A 21422-nucleotide genomic window follows, 5' to 3' on the forward strand; every position below is an offset into this window, starting at 1 on the left:
ATTTTGAGCTGCTTATTTTAAGCAGGACGCTGGCTGATCACTTCATCGATCAAACCGTACTCACGCGCGGCGTCTGCACTCATGAAGTTGTCGCGGTTGGTATCGCGCTCGATTTCTTCGAGAGTGCGCCCGCTGTGCTTGGCCATCAGCGTGTTGAGACGCTCGCGAATGAAGAGGATTTCCTTGGCATGGATTTCGATATCCGAGGCCTGGCCCTGGAAACCGCCCAGTGGCTGGTGAATCATCACACGCGAGTTCGGCAGGCAGTAACGCTTGCCTTGTGCACCGGCCGTCAGCAGGAACGCGCCCATGCTGCACGCCTGACCGATACAGGTGGTCGACACGTTGGGTTTGATGAACTGCATGGTGTCGTAGATCGACATGCCTGCAGTCACCGAACCGCCCGGGGAGTTGATATAGAGATGGATGTCCTTGTCCGGGTTTTCCGCTTCAAGGAACAGCAATTGCGCACAGATCAGGTTGGCCATGTAGTCCTCTACCGGACCAACCAGAAAGATCACCCGCTCCTTGAGGAGACGCGAGTAGATGTCGTAGGCGCGCTCGCCACGAGCGGACTGCTCGACAACCATCGGGACCAGGCCGCCTGCGGCCTGGATATCAGAGTTCTGCTGAATATACGAATTACGGAACATGCTCTGCAGTCACTCCCAAATAGTTATGTCTTGAATACGCATAAGCCAGCTCGAAGGCTGGCTTATGGTGTTTGCTTCTTATCGCAAAAGTGATCAGTCGGCTTGTGGTGCTTCTACCGGCTTGACCGCTTCTTCGTAAGAGACCGATTTGTCGGTCACGCTAGCTTTCTGCAGAACAGTATCCACAACTTGCTCTTCCAGCACAACCGAGCGAACTTCGTTCAGTTGCTGGTCGTTCTTGTAGTACCAGGACACAACTTGCTCAGGCTCCTGGTAGGCCGAAGCCATTTCCTGAATCATCTCGCGAACGCGGGTTTCGTCAGGCTTGAGGTCGAATTGCTTGACCACTTCAGCCACGATCAGACCCAGCACTACGCGGCGCTTGGCTTGCTCTTCGAACAGTTCGGCCGGCAGTTGGTCAGGCTTGATGTTGCCGCCGAACTGCTGAACAGCCTGCACGCGCAGACGGTCAACTTCGTTGGACAGCAGGGCCTTTGGCACTTCGATCGGGTTGGTGGCCAGCAGGCCGTCCATTACCTGGTTCTTGACCTTGGATTTGATCGCCTGACGCAGCTCACGCTCCATGTTCTTGCGAACTTCGGCGCGGAAGCCTTCCAGACCGGTTTCCTTGATGCCGAATTGAGCGAAGAATTCTTCGGTCAGTTCTGGCAGTTTTGGCTCGGAAACGGTATTGACGGTCACGGTGAACTCGGCGGCTTTGCCAGCCAGGTCCAGGTTCTGATAGTCCTCTGGGAAAGTCAGGCTCAGAACGCGTTCTTCACCGGCTTTTGCGCCAACCAGGCCATCTTCGAAACCAGGGATCATGCGGCCGGAACCCAGAACCAGCTGGGTACCTTTGGCGGAACCGCCGGCGAACACTTCACCGTCGACCTTGCCGACGAAATCGATGTTCAACTGGTCTTCGTTCTGGGCAGCACGATCGGCCACTTCGAAACGGGTGTTCTGCTTGCGCAGGATGTCCAGCATCTTGTCCAGATCGGCGTCAGTCACGTCAGCGCTCAGGCGCTCTACGGTGATACCTTCGAAACCGGCAACGGTGAACTCAGGGAACACTTCGAATACGGCTACGTATTCCAGGTCCTTGCCCGCTTCCAGGGATTTTGGCTCGATCGAAGGCTGACCAGCCGGGTTCAGCTTCTGCTCAACCACAGCTTCGTAGAAGGAAGACTGGATCACGTCGCCTACAGCTTCCTGGCGAGCGTCAGCACCGAAACGGCGCTTGATTTCGCTCATTGGCACTTTGCCTGGACGGAAGCCAGCAATCTTGGCCTTTTGGGCGGTCTGCTGCAGACGCTTGTTGACCTGGCTCTCGATGCGCTCAGCCGGCACGGTGACGCTCATGCGGCGCTCAAGAGCAGTAGTATTTTCAACAGAAACTTGCATGGATATTCCTCGTTGCACAGACGTTAGCCGGCCGTTTCCGACCCCAGAATCAAGGGCATGCATTCTAGTGGGTCAAACTCAAGAAGTCACCCTACTGAAAACGGGTAAAAACGCAGCAGGCAATTTATAGGTGCGAATGCACGAATGCACCTCGCCCCGATGGCAAATACAACCAATCACGCCAGGGCTCTGCGCCAACCTTTCCCTATATAGAGAAGGCAGCCAATCATCTCCCTGACAGCCGATCTCGCAAGCAAGGCCGGCGGGCAGGACTGCATCATCGAGAAACATAAATACGACGAAACACCCTGCCCCTGCGACCCGGAACCTGCGGCCACTGAAACAAAAAAGGCGCCAGACTTTTCAATCTGGCGCCTTTCGAAATATGGGGTGGACGATGGGGATCGAACCCACGACAACGGGAGTCACAATCCCGTGCTCTACCAACTGAGCTACGCCCACCATATTGCCTGTTAAAGAAGCCAAACAAACTTCTTTATCAAGCTCCAGCCAGGCCAAATGCCCGAGTGAAGCTTTAATTGGTGCGGATGAAGAGACTCGAACTCTTACGCCTCGCGGCGCTGGAACCTAAATCCAGTGTGTCTACCAATTCCACCACATCCGCGGGTGAAGCTTTTAAAGCAAAGGCGCCAGACTGTTAATCTGGCGCCTTTCGAAATATGGGGTGGACGATGGGGATCGAACCCACGACAACGGGAGTCACAATCCCGTGCTCTACCAACTGAGCTACGCCCACCATATCGCGCTACTTGTGCCAAAGCTGCCTAATGGCGCACCCGGCAGGACTCGAACCTGCGACCATCCGCTTAGAAGGCGGATGCTCTATCCAGCTGAGCTACGGGCGCCTTGTTAGCTGTAACCTTGGAGGACTACAAACTAAGTGCTTTCCAGTCTCGCAGAATCGTAATCCCGCTCAACCTTCCTAACCAGTGCTAGGCTGTGCCCGACAAGTGCGACGAATAGTATAGAGCCACCCGAAGGTCGTCAAATCCTTTTTAAAAAAAATTCATTTAATTAAAGGAGTTAGGGGAATTTGCAGACCAAGCGCCTTTGCCCTCACCGCATGACATGCGAGAATGCGTTCTCTTTTTTTCCCCTCTCGATGGTTAATCACGCGCAATGACTGCACAACTTATCGACGGCAAATCGATCGCCGCCAGCCTGCGCCAGCAGATCGCCCAACGTGTCACCGAGCGTCGCCAGCAAGGCCTGCGCACGCCCGGCCTTGCGGTGATCCTGGTCGGCAGCGATCCTGCCTCTCAGGTTTATGTCTCGCACAAGCGTAAAGACTGTGAAGAGGTCGGCTTTCTATCCCAAGCCTATGACCTGCCTTCGGAAACCACTCAAGAAGCGCTGACCGAGCTGATCGATCGCCTGAACGACGATCCTGCAATCGACGGCGTCCTGCTTCAGCTTCCGCTTCCCGAGCACCTGGACGCCTCCAGGCTGCTGGAACGCATTCGTCCGGATAAAGACGTCGACGGTTTCCATCCTTATAACGTCGGCCGCCTGGCCCAGCGAATCCCGCTGCTGCGCCCATGCACCCCCAAAGGCATCATGACCCTGCTGGAAAGCACTGGTGTCGACCTTTACGGGATGGATGCCGTTGTCGTCGGCGCATCCAATATCGTTGGCCGCCCAATGGCCATGGAATTGCTGCTGGCCGGTTGCACCGTGACGGTCACCCACCGCTTTACCAAGGACCTGGCCGGCCATGTCGGCCGTGCGGACCTGGTCGTCGTCGCTGCCGGCAAGCCGGGCCTGGTCAAGGGCGAATGGATCAAGGAAGGCGCGATCGTGATCGATGTCGGCATCAACCGCCAGGACGATGGCAAGCTGGTCGGTGACGTGATCTACGAAACCGCCCTGCCCCGCGCCGGCTGGATCACTCCGGTACCGGGCGGTGTCGGCCCGATGACCCGAGCCTGCCTGCTGGAAAACACCCTGTACGCTGCTGAAACCCTGCACAGCTGAGTTTCAACGCGCACGCGTTCAGCGTGACAAGGAACCCCGCCCTGGCGGGGTTTTTTTTGCCCGCGAAAAACACCGACCGCCTGCCGGAAAATGACTTTCTTTTCATGTTTCTCAGGACTTTCACCTGTTACTTGATCAACCATCGACAGTTATTCAGCCATACTCCAGAATGTCGCGCTTTTTACGAAATAGCCCGTTACAAAACGGCTTATCAACACCTTACGAGTCTGCCAGCGTGAAAATCCGTCTTTCCATCCTGAGCCTATTTTTTGCAGTTACAGGGACTTTCATCACGCCAATCGCCAGCGCTGGCGAAACCACGGCAGCGCCTCGAGACACCTCGCAACTCAAGCTCGCCTCCGGCAGCTCTTTACTGCTGGATATGCAGACCAACAAAGTCATCTATGCCAGCAATCCGGACGTCGTCGTTCCCATCGCGTCCGTCAGCAAATTGATGACCGGCCTGGTCGTGGTTGAAGCCCGGCAAAACATGGATGAATACATCAACATCAACATCAGCGACACACCGGAAATGAAAGGTGTGTACTCCCGGGTCAAGCTCAAGAGCGAACTGCCGCGCCGGGAAATGCTGCTGATTGCCCTGATGTCATCTGAAAACCGGGCCGCGGCAAGCCTGGCCCACCACTATCCGGGTGGCTATGCCGCGTTCATTGCTGCAATGAACGCCAAGGCCCGGGCCTTGGGCATGACCAATACCCATTTCGTCGAACCGACAGGGCTCTCGCCGCGCAACGTTTCGACAGCTCGCGATTTGAGCAAACTGTTGATCGCCGCGCACAAGTACCCGCTGCTGACCGAACTGAGCACAACCAAGGAAAAGACCGTTTCGTTTCGCAAACCGAACTACAGCCTGGGTTTCCGCAACACCGACCATTTGGTGCGCAAGCAGGACTGGGACATCCAGCTGACAAAAACCGGTTTCACCAACGAAGCAGGTCACTGCCTGGTGCTGGTGACCCGAATGGGTAACCGTCCGGTGGCCTTGGTGATCCTTGACGCTTATGGCAAGTACACCCATTTTGCCGATGCCACGCGCATGCGTAATTGGGTAGAGAGCGGAAAAAGTGCTGACGTGCCTTCCGTCGCCTTGCAGTACAAGGCAGACAAGAACCTCAAGCAGCGCCAGAGCGGCGTGGTTGAAGCGTCGAAGTAACCAAGCGGCAGCGCACGAAAAGCCCCGATCATTCGGGGCTTTTTTTCGCCGGATCTTCAGTCGTTGGGCAGCGGCATCTGGTCGTCATCCGGGATGCCGTCACCAGTACTTGGATCTCTCCAACCCTTCGGCTTTTCAGTGGGCACCACCGTTGGCCGCGCCAGGGGATCGCGCAACGGGCTGTCGGGATCCATCACCGGATCGGTGCTTTGCTCGGGGGTTGTAGGGACAGTTTCCGGACGTTTGTCGTCGAAACTGGAATCAGTAGACATACGCACCTCCATTGGACCTAAGGCTTCAGGTCACCCAGTGGATCATAGGGCTTGGCCGGAGCCTTGGGGTTGTCACCCGGCTTCACGTCCCTCGGTGCCTTGGCAGGCCCGATCGGGTCGACCTGAGGATCGGCAAGGTCCGGGGAGTCGGGATCGAAACCCAGCTCATCACCAGACGAATGTTCAGACGAGTGCGGACCGACGGGCGTTTTGGAATGAGCCATGGGTACCTCCTGATATGGACCCGAAGCAATGTTCCGGGCCCTTAAGATCAGAGACTGGCCATGGGCAATGGTGCCCGGCGGGTGACCAACGGACTTACTGGCTGGCCAAGGCTTTTTTCGCCCTGGCGGCGGCCTGTTCCTGACCGGCCTGGGCCAGATCGTTGGCGGCCTTGAGCCAACGCTGCTGATCGACCTGGGCCGGGATTTGGCTCGGATTCTGGATCAGCACCGCCCAACCACCGGCATCCTTGAACGCCGACTCGAAGGAACTGAAGCTCATCAGTTCGCGGCGGTTCATCCCGGCCCGCACCAGGACCGTCTGCTTCTGGCGGTTGTAGCCGGCCAGAATGGCGTAACGCGGTTCGGCCCACATGGCCGAGCCTTCGGTAAAGCGCACCATCACCGGATAACCGGCGGCAACTTGGGTCAACAGGGCGGCAAGGTTGCTATCGAGGGGGTAAACGACCATCCCGTACTCGCGGGCCAGGTTCTGCATGTTCTGTTGTAACTGGGCTTCGCCTCCCGGCAAATGCAGGGGTTTGTCGAGCAGTCCCGGGGTAATCACGATGCCCTGCTGGGACAGCATGCTGGCCAGCACCTGCGGCCCGCTTTGATACGCATCGCCCCGGTAGAACCGGCCGCTGAGTTCGACTCGTTCCGGCAGGCGCTTGATCTCGGGCGCAACGCTCCCGGCACAGCCCGCCAGGCTTGCCACGCAACCGGCGATCAGCATGGTCGACAAAATTCGAGAAAATACCCGCACCATCATCTCTCTCTTGTTCAGGTTCAGACGCCAGGCAATCCCATTCCCGGCTTGGGCGTCGATCATAGGTCGCCGCGCCGCTACGGTATAGCTCTAAACGGTAGCGGAGTGCATTCGATAGAGCGAACTGGTTGGTGACAGACGACTTTCGGTCAATAGCCTGAAATGCAGCAACGGCTAGACTGTTCACTGAAGAGACGACAGCGAAGCGTGAGTGCCCATAGAAGGGCAAAGAGGAGGCACAGATGAGCCTGACCATGATCATTGTAATGTTGGTTTGCGGCTGGCTGGCGGTAGCTGCCGCCATGCTGTGGGGCGTGCTGCGCATCACTCGCCGCCACCATTATCCTGTCCAGCCGGCTCCTGCGCCGGAAGCGGACAAGACGCCGAACCAACACGCCAACGCTCACTGACCACACCACACCTTTACCCGAGACCAACAAAAACGGCCGCCTGCACTCCTTCGAGTTCAGGCGGCCGTTTCGTTCAGCGAGGGTCAGGCCTCGGTGGCTGCCCGCTTCTCCCTGGACCGACGGGACATCATGTTCAACACCTCGATCGCAGCCGAGAATGCCATGGCGGCATAGACGTAGCCTTTCGGTACATGGGCACCGAAGCCTTCGGCGATCAGTGTCATGCCGATCATGATCAGGAAGCCCAGGGCCAGCATCACCACCGTCGGGTTGTCGTTGATGAACTTGGCCAGCGGATCAGCCGCCAGCAGCATCACCAGTACCGACACCACCACCGCAATGACCATGATCGGCAAATGCTCGGTCATGCCGACAGCGGTAATGATGCTGTCGATGGAGAACACCATGTCCAGCATCAGGATCTGACCGATCGCGGCAGCAAAGCCCAGGGTCACGGTCGAGGTCGCCGATTTCGGATCTTCCGGTGCCGGGTCCATGCTGTGATGGATCTCGGTGGTCGCCTTCCACAACAGGAACAGGCCACCGGCAATCAGGATCATGTCTTTCCATGAGAACGCGTGGCCGAGAATCTCGATCACCGGATTGGTCAACTGGACGATGAATGCAATGGTGCTCAGCAAGCCCAGGCGCAGGATCAACGCCATGCCGATACCGATGCGTCGTGCCCGCTGGCGATTGTGCAAGGGCAGCTTGTTGGTCAGGATCGAGATGAAGATCAGGTTATCGATGCCGAGCACGATCTCCATCACAATCAGGGTGGCAAGGGCGACCCAGGCGGTGGGGCTGGCGGCAAGTTGTAAAAGGTAGTCCATGGGTCAGTCCTGACTCGTTGTAATACGGTTTAGATTTCCTGGGAGGAAGACTCGGTTTTTTCCGATTCTTTTTCCGATGATTCTTTTTTGCTGATCAACCCGCTGGTGGCGTCACTGAGCGCCTGTTCGGCGGCCTTGTGGGTATCGTCAATCACCTGTTTGGCGCTTTCGGCAGCCTTGCCCATCAATTGTTGCGCGCTTTTCTCGGCCTGGTCGCAACCGGCCAGTACCAGTAAAGACGTAATCAGCAGTGCCGTGGCTTTAAGCTTCATGATGCTTTCCTCGATAGAACGAACGGGACCTAAACGATGGCCCGTTGATAGCGATGCATTCTAGGGAAGCAAACACTTCAGGAAAATTCGTATTTTTAGCGGTTATACTTCGACTTTTACGAAGTGTTGGACGCCATGCTCAACTATCGGCAATTGCATTACTTCTGGGTGGTGGCCAAGACCGGCAGCATCGTGCGCGCCTGTGAGCAGCTCAATCTCACGCCACAAACCATCAGCGGGCAGATTTCATTGCTGGAACAGACCTTTGGCATCGAGTTGTTCCGGCGCGTCGGACGGCAACTGGAACTCACCGAGGCCGGCCGCCAGGCCCTGCCCTACGCCGAACAAATGTTCCAGCTCGGTGGCGAACTGGAACTGATGCTGCGGGCACAACCCAATGAACAGCAGATCCTGTTTCGTGTCGGTGTGGCCGACGTGGTGCCCAAGTCCATCGTCTATCGCCTGATTGCACCGACCATGGAACTGAGCGAACCGCTGCGCATCACTTGTCGCGAAGACAAGCTTGAGCGTTTGCTGGCCGACCTGGCGATCCAGCGCCTGGACCTGGTGATCTCCGACAGCCCGATGCCGTCGCACCTGGACATCAAGGGCTACAGTCAGAAACTCGGTGAGTGCGGGATCAGCTTCTTCGCCACCCCTGAACTGGCGGCGCGTTATGGACACGACTTTCCGCGCAATCTGCACGGTGCGCCGCTGCTGATTCCCGGGCCGGAAACCGTGGTGCGCAGCCGCTTGCAACGCTGGTTCGCCGAGCAGCAGATCCAGCCGCAGATTGTCGGTGAGTTCGACGACAGTGCCCTGATGCAGGCCTTCGGCCAATCCGGCAGCGGGATATTCATCGGCCCGAGCGTGATTGCCGATGAAGTGCAACGCCAATACGGCGTGGAGGTGATTGGCCAGACCGACGCGGTGAGCGAGTCGTTCTATGCCATCTCAGTGGAACGCAAGGTCAAGCACCCCGGCATTGTCGCCATTACCGAAGGTGCCCGACGCGAGCTGTTTACAGCGCTGTGACCTCATCGCGGGGCTTGAAGGTCATCAGGGCGATGGCCAGCAGGATCGACGCCAGAATGAAAGCGGCGGCGGCGAAGCCAAGGCCTTGCAGACCGACGCTGTCGATCACCCGACCACCGATCATCGCCCCCAGACCGATACCGAGGTTGGCCCCGGCGATGTTCAGCGACGCGGCGAAAGCCGGCGCTTCGGGCGCCGCTTTCATCAGGCGCACATGGCTGACCAGGAACAACGCCGCCTGGGTCACGCCCCAGATGCCCATCGCCGCCGCCAGGCCGAGGGGCGAATGGATGTTCGGCACCAGCGCCACCAGGCCGGCGATCATGAACGCACAGAACATCATCGACGCCATCAACGGGTGACGATCCACCGCACGGCCACCCAGGGAGTTGCCGATCAGCCCGACCGCGCCGAAGCCCATCAGGCACCAGCCGACCACGGTGCCGTTGAAGCCTGCCAGGCGCTCAAGAATGTCCGCCAGATAGGTGTACGCGGTGAACATGCCGCTGAACACAATCACAGACAGCAGCACGTGACCGAGCATCAGCGGGCTGCGCAGAATCTTGAACTGCGAGCGAAAACTCACCTGATGCTGGTGCAGGTTGGTCCTGGGCAGATAGATAAACAGCAGCAACGCCTTGGCAAAGGCGATGACCGCCAGAATCGCGAAGGCACTGCGCCAGCCGAACGCATCGGAAATCAGCGTGCCCACGGGAATGCCAAACACCGTGGCGCAAACGATGCCGAAACCGATCTTGGCAATGGCGCGCCCGGCGTAATCCGGCCCGACGATATCCACCGCCGTTTCGCTGGCCAAGGCCCAGAACACCGGCAGCCCCAGTGCCGGGATCAAACGGGCAAACGCCATCACCCAGATATTCGGCGCCAGCGCTGCGAGCGTGTTGGCCAAGCCAAACATGATCAGCACCGAGATGAACAGCTTGCGCCGCTCGAAGCGGGCGAAATACGCCGTCAGGAACGGCCCGAACGCGGCCACGGTGAAAGCGAACAGGGTCACCAGCAAACCGGCCTGGGGGATGCTGACCTCCAGGTCCCGGGCGATGGCCGGCAACAGGCCGACGATGATGAACTCCGTGGTCAGCACCGTGAAGCCGGCGGCGGACAACAGAAGAATGGGCAACAGCATGCAAAACTCCAGAAAACGAAAACACCAGCGATAGCCCGAAGGCCCACTGGCAGAGATGAAAATGAGGATGGCGAATCTTAACAGAGTGTTTTCGGATGCGGTTGCACGAACCTGTAATTCGCGTTGAATGCCAGGGCGGCAGTTCGTCACAGGCCTGAAAGATCGTTCCTGCGCTGTGATAAAGTCCGCGCCCTTTGTGGCGAGGGAGCTTGCTCCCTCGCCACAGGAATCAGCGCTGGCATTAGCGCCGTGTTCCCCTCTCGGTTTCCCGTCTGCGGCCTGCCCTGCTTGTTGCTGCAACTGCGGTGAAACCTCGCACTTATAAAAAATCAGAGATGCCGTTTTATGACTGCTTCATCCCCTTCTCTATTGCAACGCCTTAAACGCTTGAGCCTGGTCACACAGATCGTGATCGGCCTGATCGCCGGTATTGCCCTGGCACTGATTGCCCCCGACCTGGCCAAGTCCACGGCGTTCATCGGCAAAGTGTTTGTCTCGGCACTGAAAGCCGTCGCGCCAATTCTTGTGTTCGTGCTGGTCATGGCGTCGATTGCCAACCACAAGCACGGCCAGGAAACCCATATCCGGCCGATTCTGTTCCTGTATCTGCTGGGCACTTTCGCCGCCGCCGTGGTCGCGGTGGTTGCCAGCATGACGTTCCCTTCGAGCCTGGTGCTGTCGACCCAGGACGTCGCGGTCACTGCGCCAGGCGGGATTGGCGAAGTGCTGCAAAGCCTGTTGCTGAGCGTGGTCGATAATCCGGTCAGCGCCCTGATGAATGCCAACTTCATTGGTATTCTGGCCTGGGCCATCGGCATGGGCATTGCCATCCGCCACGCCGGCGACACCACCCGTGAAGTGCTGGGCGACCTGTCCAACGGCGTGACGGTGATTGTGCGCCTGGTGATCAGCTTCGCCCCGCTGGGCATCTTCGGCCTGGTGGCCTCGACGCTCGCCACCTCCGGTTTCGGCGCCCTGATCGGCTACGCGCACCTGCTGGCCGTACTGCTGGGCTGCATGCTGTTCGTGGCGCTGGTGATGAACCCGCTGATCGTGTTCTGGAAATTGCGTCGCAACCCGTACCCGCTGGTGCTGACCTGCCTGCGCGAAAGCGGCATCACGGCATTCTTCACCCGTAGCTCGGCGGCGAACATTCCGGTCAACCTGGAGTTGAGCAAGCGCCTGGGCCTGCACGAAGACACCTACTCGGTATCGATCCCGCTGGGCGCGACCATCAATATGGCGGGAGCTGCGATCACCATCACCGTGCTGACCCTGGCGGCCGTGCACACCCTCGGCATCGCCGTGGACATTCCCACCGCGATCCTGCTGAGCGTCGTCGCAGCCATCTGCGCCTGCGGTGCTTCGGGTGTGGCCGGTGGTTCGCTGTTGCTGATTCCACTGGCGTGCAGCCTGTTTGGCATCCCGAGCGAAATCGCCATGCAGGTGGTGGCGGTCGGTTTCATCATCGGCGTGTTGCAGGACTCGGCGGAAACCGCGCTGAACTCCTCCACCGATGTGCTGTTCACCGCGGCGGCTTGCCTGGGTGAAGAGGCAAAAGCAGAACGCCTGGCCTAACGAAGATCAAAAGATCGCAGCCTGCGGCAGCTCCTACATTGGCTCACCGTACACCCTGTAGGAGCTGCCGCAGGCTGCGATCTCTGGCTCCACCAACGAAAAAGCCCGCCAAGGCGTAAACCTTGGCGGGCTTTTTTGTACCTGGACGGTTTAGAACGCGCCCATGTAGTCGCGCTTGCCCACTTCCACGCCGTTGTGGCGCAGCAGTGCGTAAGTGGTGGTGACGTGGAAGAAGAACTGCGGCAGGCCGTAGGTCAGCAGGTAGGACTGGCCGCTGAAGCGCTTCTCTTTAGGCGTGCCCGGACGGGTCACGATCTCGATGCCTTCCTTGCCGTTGATCTGCTCCGGCGTGAACTCGCCGATGTAGGCCAGAACCTTGGCGATCAATGCTTGCAGCTCGGCGAAGGTGGTTTCAGTGTCGTCGTACTTCGGCAGTTCGACTTCGGCCAGACGCGAAGAAATGCCTTTGGCGAAATCAACGGCGATCTGCACCTGGCGTACCAGCGGGAACATGTCCGGGAACAGGCGCGCTTGCAGGAAGGCATTAGGGTCGATGTTTTTTTCGGTAGCGTGGGCTTCGGCCTTTTTCAGCACACCGCTGAGGGCGTTGAGCATTTGCTGGAGAACAGGGATGGAAGCGTCGTACAGGGAAATGGTCATGGCAGTCTCGTGTGATGACAGGAGGGAACGTGGGGCCGATTATAGCCACCCGCGCCCTCCCGAGACCGTTCTTTTTCAGCTGCCGTAAACCTTCGCCGCCGGAACGGCCTGAGTCATCAGCTGCGCAATCGCTTCGCCCATCTCGCCAACCGCCCAGCGGCCCTGGCGATCCAGTTGCGGACCACGGCGCCAGCCGTCGGCGATCGACAACTTGCCGCCCTCGACTTCGAACATCTGCCCGGTCACCCCGGCGGAAGCCTCGGAGCCCAGCCACACCACCAGCGGCGCGACGTTTTCCGGGGCGAAGTAATCGAAGCCTTCTTCAGGCTTTTTCATGGTGTCGGCGAACACTTGCTCGGTCATCCCGGTGCGCGCGGCCGGCGCCAGGGCATTGGCGGTGATCCCGTAGCGGCGCAGTTCAGCCGCCTGCACCAGCGTCAGCGAAGCAATCCCACCCTTGGCCGCCGCATAGTTGGACTGGCCGATGGAGCCCTGCAACCCGGCGCCGGAGCTGGTGTTGATGATCCGCGCATCGACCTTGGCGCCACCCTTGGCCTGCTCGCGCCAGTACTTCACGGCGTGACTGGAAATGCAGAAGTGGCCCTTCAGATGCACGGCTACCACGGCATCCCAGTCGGCTTCGGTCAGGCTGGCGAACATGCGGTCGCGGCAGATGCCGGCGTTGTTGACCACCACATTCAGGTCGCCAAAGGTTTCGATGGCCTGGCGCACAATCAGGCCCGCCGAGTCGTAGCGGGTGATGTCGTCGCTGTTGGCCACGGCGCTGCCGCCTTGCCCCAGGATTTCGCCGACCACGGCCAGCGCCGCTTCGCGGTTGATGTCGTTGACCACCACTTTCGCGCCTTCGGCGGCGAAAGCCAGCGCGTAGGCGCGGCCCAGGCCACCGCCGGCACCGGTGATGATCACCACACGGTTTTCACAGATTTTCATATTGCTCATCCTTCAAATTCATCACTCGTTGCCACAATCCCGCTCCCACAGGTTCAGTGGGCATCTTGAAATCACAGGCGTTCGATAATCGTCACGTTGGCCTGACCGCCGCCTTCGCACATGGTCTGCATGCCGTAGCGTCCACCGCTGCGTTCCAGTTCATGCAGCAAGGTGCACATCAAGCGGGTGCCGGTGGCACCCAATGGATGGCCGAGGGCAATCGCGCCGCCGTTGACGTTGGTCTGTTCGTGGGGATAGCCCGTTTCTTTCAACCAGGCCATGGCCACCGAGGCGAAGGCTTCGTTGATCTCTACGCGGTCGATGTCTTCCAGCTTCATGCCGGCACGCTTGAGTGCGTAAGCGGTAGCCGGGATCGGCGCGGTGAGCATCCAGATCGGGTCTTCGGCGCGCACGCTCAGGTGATGGATGCGTGCCCGTGGTGTCAGGCCGTAACGTTTGAGCGCCGCCTCCGAAACGATCAGCATCGCACTGGCCGCATCACAGGTCTGGCTCGACACCGCGGCGGTCACCCGGTCGCAGCCGAACAGGAACTCCAGCTCGGCCATTTTTTCCAGGCTGGTCTGGCGTGGCGTTTCGTCATGCAGCACACCGGCCAGTGGCACGATCTCGCGATTGAAGCGGCCTTGCTCGATGGCCTGCAAGGCACGTCGATGGGACTCCAGCGAATAGGCTTCAAGCTGCGCCCGGGACAGGTCCCACTTTTGCGCGATCATCTGCGCCGAACGGAACTGCGTTGGCGGTTGCGCGCCATAGCGCCGCACCCAGCCTTCGGAACCGCTGAACGGATCGGTGAAGCCCAAGGGTTCGGCGACGATCATCGCCGAGGAAATCGGGATCTGGGTCATGGTCTGCACGCCACCGGCGACGACCACATCCTGGGTACCGCTCATCACCGCCTGGGCGGCAAAGTGCACCGCTTGCTGGGACGAACCGCACTGGCGATCGATGGTGGTGCCCGGCACCGCTTGCGACAGCCCGGCCGCCAGCCAACTGGTACGGGCGATGTCCCCGGCCAGCGGGCCGATGGTGTCGACACAGCCGAAGATCACGTCGTCGTAATCCTCGTCGGGAATGGCGTTGCGCCCGACCAGCGCACGCAATACGTGGGCGCCCAGGTCGGCGGCGTGGATCTGGCTCAGACCACCCTTGCGCCGCCCGGTGGGCGTGCGCAGGGCGTCGACGATATAAGCTTCAGGCATGGTGTATCCCACAATAAAAGTTGAAGTCAGGCGCCGATAACCTGTGGGAGCGGGCTTGCTCGCGAATGCGTCAGTTCAGTCGACAAAAATGTTGAATGTGCTGCCGCCTTCGCGAGCAAGCCCGCTCCCACAGGGGATTTCGTCACCCTTACTGACGAGTCAGAAACGTACTGCCCGCACCCAGCGCGGGTGTGCCGTCAAACAGCGCCGCGCGAATCCGCCCTTTGTGCAGGCCGCGATCACCCCAGACCTTGTCCAGCACCCAGGCGCGTTTCATGAACAGGTGCAAATCCACTTCCCAGGTGTACCCCATGGCACCGTGAGCCTGGATGGTGTTTTTCGCCGCGAGCATGGCCGCTTCTGCGGTCGCCAATTTGGCGTGGGACACGAATACGTCCTGCTCCGGTTGTTGTTCGGCGATGGCATAAGCGGCGCGGTACAGCGGGCCCTTGGCGAACTCGATCTGCACCGCGACGTTGGCCATCAGATGCTTGACCGCCTGGAACGAACCCACCGGCTTGCCGAACTGCTTGCGCTCGAAGGTGTAGTCCACCGCCAGGTCGACCATGCGCTTGGCCAGCCCGAGCAATTGCGCGGCACTGGCGAGGGCGCCACGGTTGAAGGCGGCTGCCCACAGGCGTCGGCCCTGTTCACCACTGGCCACACAAGTGGCGGGGGTTGGCGTCCACTCGACCTGAAACAACTGACGGCTCGGATCGACCGACTCGTTGCGGGTCAGGCGCACGGCATCACGCTCCAGCGCATGCACCTCATCGCCATGGGCCAGCAACAGCAGATCGGCGACATGGGCATCACTGACCAGCGGGTTACCTGGCTCGGAAACCGCGAGACGTGCACGGCCCTCGGCCACTCGCGACAGCCATTTTTGTTTGAACGACGCGTGTTGCTCATCCAGTGCGGCGAGCAACGGCACGCCGACCAGCATGGTCTCCACCAGCGGCTCGGGCAGACCGGCATAACCGCATTCCTGGGCGATCAGCACGAAGTCCAGCTCATTCATGCCCATGCCGTCCTGCGCCTCGGGGACGGTCAGGGCGGTCAGGCCGAGTTCCACCAGTTGTGCCCAGAGCTGATCACTGCGCCCGTTGTCGCTCTGCCACAGTTCGCGGATGCGTTCCGGGGTGACTTCGTTGATCAGAAAGCTGCGGACGTTGTCCTGAAACAGCAGTTGGTCGCGGCTGAAACTAAAGTCCATGGTCTATTCCTCAGGCACGCGGCATGCCGAGCATGCGTTCGGCAATGATGTTGCGCTGGATCTCGTTGGTGCCGGCGTAGATCGGACCGGCCTGGGCAAACAGGAAACCTTCCAGCCAATGGCCGACGTCACCGGCGGCCGGTGCATGCGGCAGCAGTTCGCCGCGCAGGCCGAGAATGCTCATGGCGGTGTCGTGCATGCGCTGGTCGAGTTCGGACCAGAAGATCTTGTTGGTCGACGACTCCGGCCCGATCTTGCCGCCCTGCACCAGTTGCGAGGCGGTCATGTAGGTGCTCAGGGTGTAGGCCTCGGCATCGAGCCAGGCACGCATCACCGCTTCACCGATGGCCGGGTCGCGGTCGGCCTGCTCGCGGTTGGCCAGGTACAGCTGAACCAGACGCTTGGCGGTTTCCTGGAAGCGCGCCGGTGAGCGCAGCAACAAACCCCGCTCGAAACCGGCGGTAGACATCGCCACATGCCAGCCCATGCCTTCGCCACCGAGGGCGTTCTCCACCGGCACCTTGACGTCGTCGAAGAAGATCTCGGCGAAGCCCGGCAAGCCGTTGAGCTGCGGAATCGGCCGCACGGTGATCCCCGGCGTATCCAGCGGCAGCAAAATGAAGGTCAGGCCGTGATGACGCTGGGACTGCGCGTCGGTACGGAAAATACCGAACGCCCAATCGGCCCACACCGCACGGGTCGACCAGGTTTTCTGGCCGTTGATCACGTAGTGGTCGCCCACGCGTTCAGCCTTGGAACGGATCGCCGCCATGTCGGAACCGGCGCCCGGCTCGGACCAGGCCTGGGCCCAGATGTCTTCGCCAGTGGCCATGCGCGGCAGAAAACGCGCCTTTTGCTCCGGGGTGCCGTACTCCATCAGGGTCGGGCCGAGCAGGAAGATACCGTTCTGGTTGACCCGTGCCGGCGCCCCGCAACGGTAGTATTCCTCCTCGAAAATCAGCCACTCGATCAGGTCGCAACCGCGCCCGCCGAGCTCGGTCGGCCAGGTGACCATGCCCCAACGGCCTTCGTTGAGCCTGGCTTCCCACGCCCGGTGCTGGGCAAAGCCAGCCTCGGTGTCGAACGATTGCAGCGGTTCACTCGGTACATTGGCCGCCAGCCAGGTCCGTGCCTCGGCACGAAAGGCCTGCTGGGCCGGGGTATAGGTCAGGTCCATGGATATGCCTTCAGCCGTTGAATCGGGCATCGCGTTTCTCGACGAACGAGTCGCGTGCTTCCTGAGAGTCCAGTGAGCGGTAGGCTTCGAGGGTGAAGCCCTGCTCCCAGCGGTATTTGTCTTCCAGATTGCCGTCTTCGATGCCGCTCAGCGCTTCCTTGGCCAGGCTGATCATGCCGGGGCTCTTGGCGGCGATGGTGCGGGCGATCTGCAACGCGGCGTCGCGCAAGTCTTCGCGCTTGACCACCCGCTCCACCGCACCCAGGCGGTAGGCTTCGGCGGCGTCGATAGCCTCGCCGGTGAAGTACATGTGGCGGACTTTCTGCACCGGGAACAGGCGCTGCAAATGCGCACCGCCGCCCATGGCCCCGCGATCCACTTCCGGCACGCCAAAGGTGGCGCACTCGGACGCGACGATGATGTCGGCGGCGCCGCAAATGCCGATGCCGCCGCCCAGCACGAAACCGTGCACGGCGACGATCACCGGTTTCGGGTTGCGGTGGATGGCCTTGAAGCTATCGTAGTTGCCCTTGTTCACCGCGACGATCAGGTTGCCGTCGGCGGCCAGTTCCTTGATATCGACCCCGGCGCAGAAGCCGCGACCTTCGGCACGGATCACGATCACCCGCACGTCGCTGTCGCGACCCAGGCCCTCGATCTCGCTGGCGATATCGGCCCAGCCCTGACTGCTGAAGGCATTGACCGGTGGCCGGTCGAACACCAGTTCTGCGATGCCGCTATCAATACTCACGCTAAATGGTTTCATGCCTTTCCCCTTCACGACACACGGCGGCACAGCTCGCCCAGGCGCGCTTCGGCGTCGCGGACGATCTGTTCAATCAATTGGGCGCAGCTGGGCAAGCTGTCGATGGATGCAGCGATTTGTCCGGCAGGCAACACGCCCTCGGCCGGACGCCCGTCGACCATGGCTTTCTGGATCACCATCGGCGCGTTAGCGGCCATGATGCTTTGCGCGGCGGTCAGTTCACCGGCACCGCGCATTTTCAAGGCACTGCTCAGCAACTGGGTCAGGCTCATGCCCGTGTGGCGGCGGTAGGCCAGGCCACTTTGCAACGCCAGCAACAGGCGCTTGAGACCACCGCTGTTTTCCAGCTGGTTGAGCAATTCGTTGCGGATCATCCGTTGCGGCATGCCGTCGATGGCGCGGCTGATGATGATGGCCGCCGGGTCCTTGACCGCCAGGTACCGCGCCAGGGTCGCCTGGGGCACCGGGCTGTCGGCGCACATCAAAAAACGCGTGCCCATGGCGATGCCTTCGGCACCGTAGGCCAGGGCCGACACCAGGCCCCTGCCGTCCTTGAAACCACCGGCCGCCACCACGGGCACCGACACGGCATTGACCACCTGATCAAGCAGCATCGAAGTAGGAACGGAACCGGTATGCCCGCCGCCCTCGCCGCCCTGTACAGTCACCGCATCGGCGCCCATTTCCACGGCTTTCTGCGCATGCTTGAGCGCGCCCACTGTGGGAATGCAGACCACCCCGGCATCCTTCAAGCGGCTGATCATGTGCTTGCCCGGCGAACGGCTGTAGCTGACCGCCCGGACTTTGTGGCGCAATACCAGCTCGACGATCTCGCCGGCATTGGCCTGGTACATGTGGAAGTTCACGCCGAACGGCTGGTCGGTCAGGCGCCGGGTTTCGATAATCGCCGCTTCCATCTGCTGCGGTTCGATGGTCGCCCCGGCGAGAAAACCAAAGCCGCCAGCATTGCCCGTGGCCGCCACCAGTTTCGGGTCGGCGACCCAGCCCATGGCGGTCTGGATGATCGGGTAGCGGCAACCGAGCAGTTCAGTCAAACGAGTATTCAACGAGATCGCCATGCTCACGCCTCGCCCGTTTTGCGCTGGGAACTGGCCATGGCCTTGGCGTCGTAGCCGCCGAGACGGTCGCCGGACACCAGCTCATTGTGGGCATGGGCGAAGTGATGCAGGCCGAACACCATGTCCATGGTTGCGCGCTTGCCCATCAGGTCTTCGGCGTTGTTCACCGCCTGCTTGCTCAATTGCAGGCCCAGGCGCGGCATCTGTGCAATGCGCCCGGCGATGTCTAGGGTCTGTTGCTCCAGCTCATCGCGAGCCACCACCCGATTGAGCATGCCCATCTGATAGGCACGGGGTGCCGGCATGCGTTCGCCGAGGAACAGGAACTCCTTGGCGATGCGCGGATTGAGTTCATGCACGTGGGCGAAATATTCGACCCCGGGAATGCCCATGCGCACCACCGGATCGGCGAAATACGCATCTTCGCTGGCGACGATCAGGTCACAGACCCAGGCCAGCATCAAACCACCGGCAATGCACGCGCCCTGGACCATGGCGATGGTCGGCTTGGGCATCTCGCGCCAGCGACGGCACATGCCCAGATAGACTTCCTGCTCGCGGGCATAGAGAAACTCACCGCCCGGTTTGTTCACATGGTCGTACCACAGGCTGGCGCGGTCGAAGGTTTTGTCGACGTCGCGGCCCGGGGTGCCGATGTCATGCCCGGCGGAGAAATGCTTGCCGGCGCCGCGCAGCACAATGACCTTCACTTCATCGTCATCGCAGGCCCGGCGAAACGCCGCGTCCAGCGCATAGGTCATCTGCGAGTTCTGCGCATTGTGGAACTCGGGGCGGTTCATGGTGACCAGGGCCACCGCGTCGCGCACCTCGTACAGCACCACCCCGGCCTGATTGTTATCGTTATGTTCAGCCATCACTTTTCTCCGCAACGCGTTGCTCAGCGTTGGCCTGGCGGGTTGTCTTTGAGTTGCAGGGCGCGCAGGTTGTGCGGATCCAGGCGCTGGATCAGCTGCAACTGCTCGGCCGTCGGTGCCGCCGTGGTCGGGCAAACGTCCGGCACGTGCAGCTCGAAGCCGGTGTTGTCCTGGACTTGCGCCGCCGTCACGCCGGGGTGCAGCGAACGGATGCGCATCTGCCGCTGCGGGCCCTGGAAATCCAGGACGCAGAGGTCGGTGATGATCAGGCGGATGTCGATGTCGTCCAGCGACCAGCCCCGCGCCAGGCGGGCCGGGTTGTAGCCGACCGAGGCGACCATATCGACCTCGCCTTCGACGAATACCCGCCGGTTATGGCTCGGCACGCAAAACGAGTTGGCGTGGCTGATCGAGTTGCCGGGGAAACCGCGCACGCCGAGCATCTGCGCCTTGGGTTTGGCGTAGTCACCGATGCAGGAAATGTTGGCTTGACCGTAACGGTCGATCTGGGTCGGGCCGACCAACGCATGGCGCTTGCCGCCCCAGACGTTGTCGAAAATCCGCGAGAAACCCATCCAGCTGTCGCGCTTGGGCTCGTAGCCCTTGCGTGCGCCCAACGGCACCGGTTCGGCAACCATGTAGGCTTCGGAATCGGTCATCAGCAGGTTCGGGTTGCTGGTCAACATGGCCAGCGAAGCGGCCAGACGCGGAATCACGCCGATGCCGGAGGCCAATACTTCGCCGTCTTCGCGCCAGGCTTCGGAGGCCGCGCAGATCATCAACTCAGCGAGGCTGAAATCAGTAGTGCTCATCGAAAGGCTCCTTAGAAAATCGGCAATGGCAGTTCACGGATCGCAGCCAGGCCGCCGACCTTTTCCAGATACTGTTCGTGGGTGCAGTCGACGTAGTCGCGCACATAACCTTCCCAGCCATCGGCCGCCTGGACCGTGGCGTTGTAGGCTTTGAAGTGCGCAACATCGAAACCGTACAGCGGCGCGCACGACGACGGATGCGCCCCGCCCGGCACGTGGGCCACGGCGGTGGTCAGGTTGCGTTCCCAGAACACTTGATGGGCATGGGCGCTGTCCTGATGGAAATACTCGCTGTCGACCAGCTCATCGCAGGTCACGTAGCTGTGGGTCGCGGCCCGCACGAACAGGTCGTCCATGTAGTGATCCGGACCGCTGATCTGACACACGCCGCGTGCATCGGCGCGGTCGACATGCACCAGCGCCGCGTCGAGCTTGAGCGCCGGCATGGCGACCCAGTCCTTGCCATCGGCATAGGGCGAGGCGATCAACTTGATCTGACGGTTGTGGCGCAGCACGTCGGTGCCCAGGCCCACGGCGGTCGGAATGAACGGCACATTCATCGCTGCGGCGCGCAGGCCAAGCAGCAACATGCCTTCGTCGATCTCCATCACTTCCAGCGCCGCTTCCTGGCGCGCCTTGCGGAAGTACGGCTCCAGTGGAATGAAATCCAGGGACACGAAGGCGAACACCAGCTTCTTGATCTTGCCGGCCGCGCAGAGCATGCCGACGTCCGCGCCACCATATGCAACAACAGTGAGCTCCTTGAGGTCCGAGCGCAGAATCTCGCGCACCAGCGCCATCGGCTTGCGGCGCGGGCCCCAGCCACCGATACCGATGGTCATGCCGTCACGCAGTTGGCCGACAATCCCGGCGGTGCTCATTTGCTTGTCCATCGTCTTGTTC

At 60.7% G+C, this 21422-nt stretch carries 23 protein-coding genes and 4 tRNA genes; 5 read left to right on the forward strand and 22 right to left on the reverse strand.

Going from position 1 to position 21422, the window contains the following annotated elements; all coding sequences use genetic code 11:
• Positions 1-17: 17 nt before the first annotated feature.
• From clpP to ACM6G4_RS00135, 6 genes are all read right to left on the reverse strand, one after another.
• The gene (clpP, locus tag ACM6G4_RS00110; RefSeq protein WP_015094302.1) at positions 18-653 is read right to left on the reverse strand and encodes an ATP-dependent Clp endopeptidase proteolytic subunit ClpP; all 636 of its coding nucleotides are present in this window, start codon (positions 651-653) and stop codon (positions 18-20) included.
• Positions 654-746: 93 nt separating this feature from the next.
• On the reverse strand, positions 747-2057 hold the full coding sequence (tig, locus tag ACM6G4_RS00115; protein WP_414912738.1) for a trigger factor: 1311 nt from the start codon (positions 2055-2057) through the stop codon (positions 747-749).
• 386 nt (positions 2058-2443) lie between these two features.
• Positions 2444-2519: transfer RNA gene (locus ACM6G4_RS00120), tRNA-His, on the reverse strand.
• Positions 2520-2597: 78 nt separating this feature from the next.
• Positions 2598-2682, reverse strand: a tRNA-Leu gene (locus ACM6G4_RS00125).
• Between the two features lie 56 nt (positions 2683-2738).
• Positions 2739-2814: transfer RNA gene (locus ACM6G4_RS00130), tRNA-His, on the reverse strand.
• A 32-nt stretch (positions 2815-2846) separates the two neighbouring features.
• Positions 2847-2923 (reverse strand) — tRNA-Arg (locus ACM6G4_RS00135).
• Positions 2924-3197: 274 nt separating this feature from the next.
• Between ACM6G4_RS00135 and folD the strand changes: the two genes are divergently transcribed.
• Together folD and pbpG are read left to right on the forward strand one after the other, a co-directional pair.
• The gene (folD, locus tag ACM6G4_RS00140; RefSeq protein WP_046043051.1) at positions 3198-4052 is read left to right on the forward strand and encodes a bifunctional methylenetetrahydrofolate dehydrogenase/methenyltetrahydrofolate cyclohydrolase FolD; all 855 of its coding nucleotides are present in this window, start codon (positions 3198-3200) and stop codon (positions 4050-4052) included.
• 235 nt (positions 4053-4287) lie between these two features.
• Entirely contained in the window at positions 4288-5226 is a 939-nt protein-coding gene (pbpG, locus tag ACM6G4_RS00145; protein ID WP_056722336.1) for a D-alanyl-D-alanine endopeptidase, read from the forward strand.
• A gap of 56 nt (positions 5227-5282) precedes the next feature.
• Here the strand turns inward: pbpG and ACM6G4_RS00150 are convergent, their stop codons facing one another.
• From ACM6G4_RS00150 to ACM6G4_RS00160, 3 genes are all read right to left on the reverse strand, one after another.
• Complete coding sequence (locus tag ACM6G4_RS00150; protein WP_007977127.1) at positions 5283-5498, reverse strand: hypothetical protein; 216 nt, start codon at positions 5496-5498, stop codon at positions 5283-5285.
• A gap of 17 nt (positions 5499-5515) precedes the next feature.
• Positions 5516-5722: a DUF6021 family protein gene (locus ACM6G4_RS00155; protein ID WP_056722339.1), complete on the reverse strand. Its 207-nt coding sequence runs from the start codon at positions 5720-5722 to the stop codon at positions 5516-5518.
• A 94-nt stretch (positions 5723-5816) separates the two neighbouring features.
• A complete protein-coding gene (locus tag ACM6G4_RS00160) occupies positions 5817-6551 on the reverse strand; it encodes a peptidase C39 family protein (protein WP_056722341.1) in 735 nt (244 codons plus the stop codon).
• A 179-nt stretch (positions 6552-6730) separates the two neighbouring features.
• Here ACM6G4_RS00160 and ACM6G4_RS00165 point away from each other — a divergent pair, with 179 nt between their 5' ends.
• A complete protein-coding gene (locus tag ACM6G4_RS00165; protein ID WP_177336458.1) occupies positions 6731-6898 on the forward strand; it encodes a hypothetical protein in 168 nt (55 codons plus the stop codon).
• 83 nt (positions 6899-6981) lie between these two features.
• Here ACM6G4_RS00165 and ACM6G4_RS00170 read toward each other — a convergent pair whose 3' ends face one another.
• Both ACM6G4_RS00170 and ACM6G4_RS00175 read right to left on the reverse strand, forming a co-directional pair.
• A complete protein-coding gene (locus ACM6G4_RS00170; protein WP_056722343.1) occupies positions 6982-7731 on the reverse strand; it encodes a TerC family protein in 750 nt (249 codons plus the stop codon).
• Between the two features lie 29 nt (positions 7732-7760).
• Positions 7761-8003, reverse strand: a complete 243-nt coding sequence (locus ACM6G4_RS00175) for a hypothetical protein (protein WP_414912739.1) — start codon at positions 8001-8003, stop codon at positions 7761-7763.
• Positions 8004-8138: 135 nt separating this feature from the next.
• On the opposite strand from ACM6G4_RS00175, the gene nhaR reads away from it, so the two are divergent.
• On the forward strand, positions 8139-9038 hold the full coding sequence (nhaR, locus tag ACM6G4_RS00180; RefSeq protein ID WP_056722345.1) for a transcriptional activator NhaR: 900 nt from the start codon (positions 8139-8141) through the stop codon (positions 9036-9038).
• Here nhaR and ACM6G4_RS00185 read toward each other — a convergent pair.
• Positions 9025-10185 (reverse strand): MFS transporter, encoded by a 1161-nt coding sequence (locus tag ACM6G4_RS00185; protein ID WP_414912740.1) that lies wholly within the window; start codon positions 10183-10185, stop codon positions 9025-9027. The genes nhaR and ACM6G4_RS00185 overlap by 14 nt on opposite strands.
• A gap of 345 nt (positions 10186-10530) precedes the next feature.
• Here ACM6G4_RS00185 and sstT point away from each other — a divergent pair, with 345 nt between their 5' ends.
• Positions 10531-11763, forward strand: a complete 1233-nt coding sequence (gene sstT / locus ACM6G4_RS00190) for a serine/threonine transporter SstT (RefSeq protein ID WP_046043062.1) — start codon at positions 10531-10533, stop codon at positions 11761-11763.
• A gap of 150 nt (positions 11764-11913) precedes the next feature.
• Here sstT and ACM6G4_RS00195 read toward each other — a convergent pair whose 3' ends face one another.
• The 10 genes from ACM6G4_RS00195 to ACM6G4_RS00240 all read right to left on the reverse strand — a co-directional run bounded on the left by ACM6G4_RS00195 (position 11914) and on the right by ACM6G4_RS00240 (position 21412).
• Complete coding sequence (locus tag ACM6G4_RS00195) at positions 11914-12423, reverse strand: DUF1993 family protein (RefSeq protein WP_056722346.1); 510 nt, start codon at positions 12421-12423, stop codon at positions 11914-11916.
• A 75-nt stretch (positions 12424-12498) separates the two neighbouring features.
• Positions 12499-13374, reverse strand: a complete 876-nt coding sequence (locus ACM6G4_RS00200; protein ID WP_056722348.1) for an SDR family oxidoreductase — start codon at positions 13372-13374, stop codon at positions 12499-12501.
• 71 nt (positions 13375-13445) lie between these two features.
• The gene (locus ACM6G4_RS00205) at positions 13446-14594 is read right to left on the reverse strand and encodes an acetyl-CoA C-acetyltransferase (RefSeq protein ID WP_414912741.1); all 1149 of its coding nucleotides are present in this window, start codon (positions 14592-14594) and stop codon (positions 13446-13448) included.
• Positions 14595-14742: 148 nt separating this feature from the next.
• A complete protein-coding gene (locus ACM6G4_RS00210; protein WP_414912742.1) occupies positions 14743-15810 on the reverse strand; it encodes an acyl-CoA dehydrogenase family protein in 1068 nt (355 codons plus the stop codon).
• Between the two features lie 10 nt (positions 15811-15820).
• Positions 15821-16987 (reverse strand): acyl-CoA dehydrogenase family protein, encoded by a 1167-nt coding sequence (locus ACM6G4_RS00215; RefSeq protein WP_414912856.1) that lies wholly within the window; start codon positions 16985-16987, stop codon positions 15821-15823.
• A 10-nt stretch (positions 16988-16997) separates the two neighbouring features.
• Positions 16998-17753: an enoyl-CoA hydratase family protein gene (locus ACM6G4_RS00220; RefSeq protein WP_409078864.1), complete on the reverse strand. Its 756-nt coding sequence runs from the start codon at positions 17751-17753 to the stop codon at positions 16998-17000.
• Between the two features lie 11 nt (positions 17754-17764).
• Positions 17765-18832, reverse strand: coding sequence for an NAD(P)H-dependent flavin oxidoreductase (locus ACM6G4_RS00225; protein ID WP_056722357.1), 1068 nt, complete (start codon positions 18830-18832; stop codon positions 17765-17767).
• Between the two features lie 2 nt (positions 18833-18834).
• Entirely contained in the window at positions 18835-19707 is an 873-nt protein-coding gene (locus ACM6G4_RS00230) for an enoyl-CoA hydratase (RefSeq protein WP_414912743.1), read from the reverse strand.
• A gap of 23 nt (positions 19708-19730) precedes the next feature.
• Positions 19731-20519, reverse strand: a complete 789-nt coding sequence (locus tag ACM6G4_RS00235; protein WP_414912744.1) for a CoA-transferase subunit beta — start codon at positions 20517-20519, stop codon at positions 19731-19733.
• Between the two features lie 11 nt (positions 20520-20530).
• On the reverse strand, positions 20531-21412 hold the full coding sequence (locus ACM6G4_RS00240; RefSeq protein WP_414912745.1) for a CoA transferase subunit A: 882 nt from the start codon (positions 21410-21412) through the stop codon (positions 20531-20533).
• Between the last annotated feature and the right edge of the window lie 10 nt (positions 21413-21422).

The organism is Pseudomonas sp. IT-P258 (assembly GCF_949767825.1).
Lineage (GTDB): Bacteria > Pseudomonadota > Gammaproteobacteria > Pseudomonadales > Pseudomonadaceae > Aquipseudomonas > Aquipseudomonas monachiensis.

What these genes read in the sequence shown, in the direction of transcription:
- clpP (WP_015094302.1), bottom strand. Translation starts at nt 653, where the DNA reads ATGTTCCGTAATTCGTATATTCAGCAGAACTCTGATATCCAGGCCGCA.
- tig (WP_414912738.1), bottom strand. Translation starts at nt 2,057, where the DNA reads ATGCAAGTTTCTGTTGAAAATACTACTGCTCTTGAGCGCCGCATGAGC.
- folD (WP_046043051.1), top strand. Translation starts at nt 3,198, where the DNA reads ATGACTGCACAACTTATCGACGGCAAATCGATCGCCGCCAGCCTGCGC.
- ACM6G4_RS00150 (WP_007977127.1), bottom strand. Translation starts at nt 5,498, where the DNA reads ATGTCTACTGATTCCAGTTTCGACGACAAACGTCCGGAAACTGTCCCT.
- ACM6G4_RS00155 (WP_056722339.1), bottom strand. Translation starts at nt 5,722, where the DNA reads ATGGCTCATTCCAAAACGCCCGTCGGTCCGCACTCGTCTGAACATTCG.
- ACM6G4_RS00160 (WP_056722341.1), bottom strand. Translation starts at nt 6,551, where the DNA reads ATGATCGACGCCCAAGCCGGGAATGGGATTGCCTGGCGTCTGAACCTG.
- ACM6G4_RS00165 (WP_177336458.1), top strand. Translation starts at nt 6,731, where the DNA reads ATGAGCCTGACCATGATCATTGTAATGTTGGTTTGCGGCTGGCTGGCG.
- ACM6G4_RS00170 (WP_056722343.1), bottom strand. Translation starts at nt 7,731, where the DNA reads ATGGACTACCTTTTACAACTTGCCGCCAGCCCCACCGCCTGGGTCGCC.
- ACM6G4_RS00175 (WP_414912739.1), bottom strand. Translation starts at nt 8,003, where the DNA reads ATGAAGCTTAAAGCCACGGCACTGCTGATTACGTCTTTACTGGTACTG.
- nhaR (WP_056722345.1), top strand. Translation starts at nt 8,139, where the DNA reads ATGCTCAACTATCGGCAATTGCATTACTTCTGGGTGGTGGCCAAGACC.
- ACM6G4_RS00185 (WP_414912740.1), bottom strand. Translation starts at nt 10,185, where the DNA reads ATGCTGTTGCCCATTCTTCTGTTGTCCGCCGCCGGCTTCACGGTGCTG.
- sstT (WP_046043062.1), top strand. Translation starts at nt 10,531, where the DNA reads ATGACTGCTTCATCCCCTTCTCTATTGCAACGCCTTAAACGCTTGAGC.
- ACM6G4_RS00195 (WP_056722346.1), bottom strand. Translation starts at nt 12,423, where the DNA reads ATGACCATTTCCCTGTACGACGCTTCCATCCCTGTTCTCCAGCAAATG.
- ACM6G4_RS00200 (WP_056722348.1), bottom strand. Translation starts at nt 13,374, where the DNA reads ATGAAAATCTGTGAAAACCGTGTGGTGATCATCACCGGTGCCGGCGGT.
- ACM6G4_RS00205 (WP_414912741.1), bottom strand. Translation starts at nt 14,594, where the DNA reads ATGCCTGAAGCTTATATCGTCGACGCCCTGCGCACGCCCACCGGGCGG.
- ACM6G4_RS00210 (WP_414912742.1), bottom strand. Translation starts at nt 15,810, where the DNA reads ATGGACTTTAGTTTCAGCCGCGACCAACTGCTGTTTCAGGACAACGTC.
- ACM6G4_RS00215 (WP_414912856.1), bottom strand. Translation starts at nt 16,987, where the DNA reads ATGGACCTGACCTATACCCCGGCCCAGCAGGCCTTTCGTGCCGAGGCA.
- ACM6G4_RS00220 (WP_409078864.1), bottom strand. Translation starts at nt 17,753, where the DNA reads ATGAAACCATTTAGCGTGAGTATTGATAGCGGCATCGCAGAACTGGTG.
- ACM6G4_RS00225 (WP_056722357.1), bottom strand. Translation starts at nt 18,832, where the DNA reads ATGGCGATCTCGTTGAATACTCGTTTGACTGAACTGCTCGGTTGCCGC.
- ACM6G4_RS00230 (WP_414912743.1), bottom strand. Translation starts at nt 19,707, where the DNA reads ATGGCTGAACATAACGATAACAATCAGGCCGGGGTGGTGCTGTACGAG.
- ACM6G4_RS00235 (WP_414912744.1), bottom strand. Translation starts at nt 20,519, where the DNA reads ATGAGCACTACTGATTTCAGCCTCGCTGAGTTGATGATCTGCGCGGCC.
- ACM6G4_RS00240 (WP_414912745.1), bottom strand. Translation starts at nt 21,412, where the DNA reads ATGGACAAGCAAATGAGCACCGCCGGGATTGTCGGCCAACTGCGTGAC.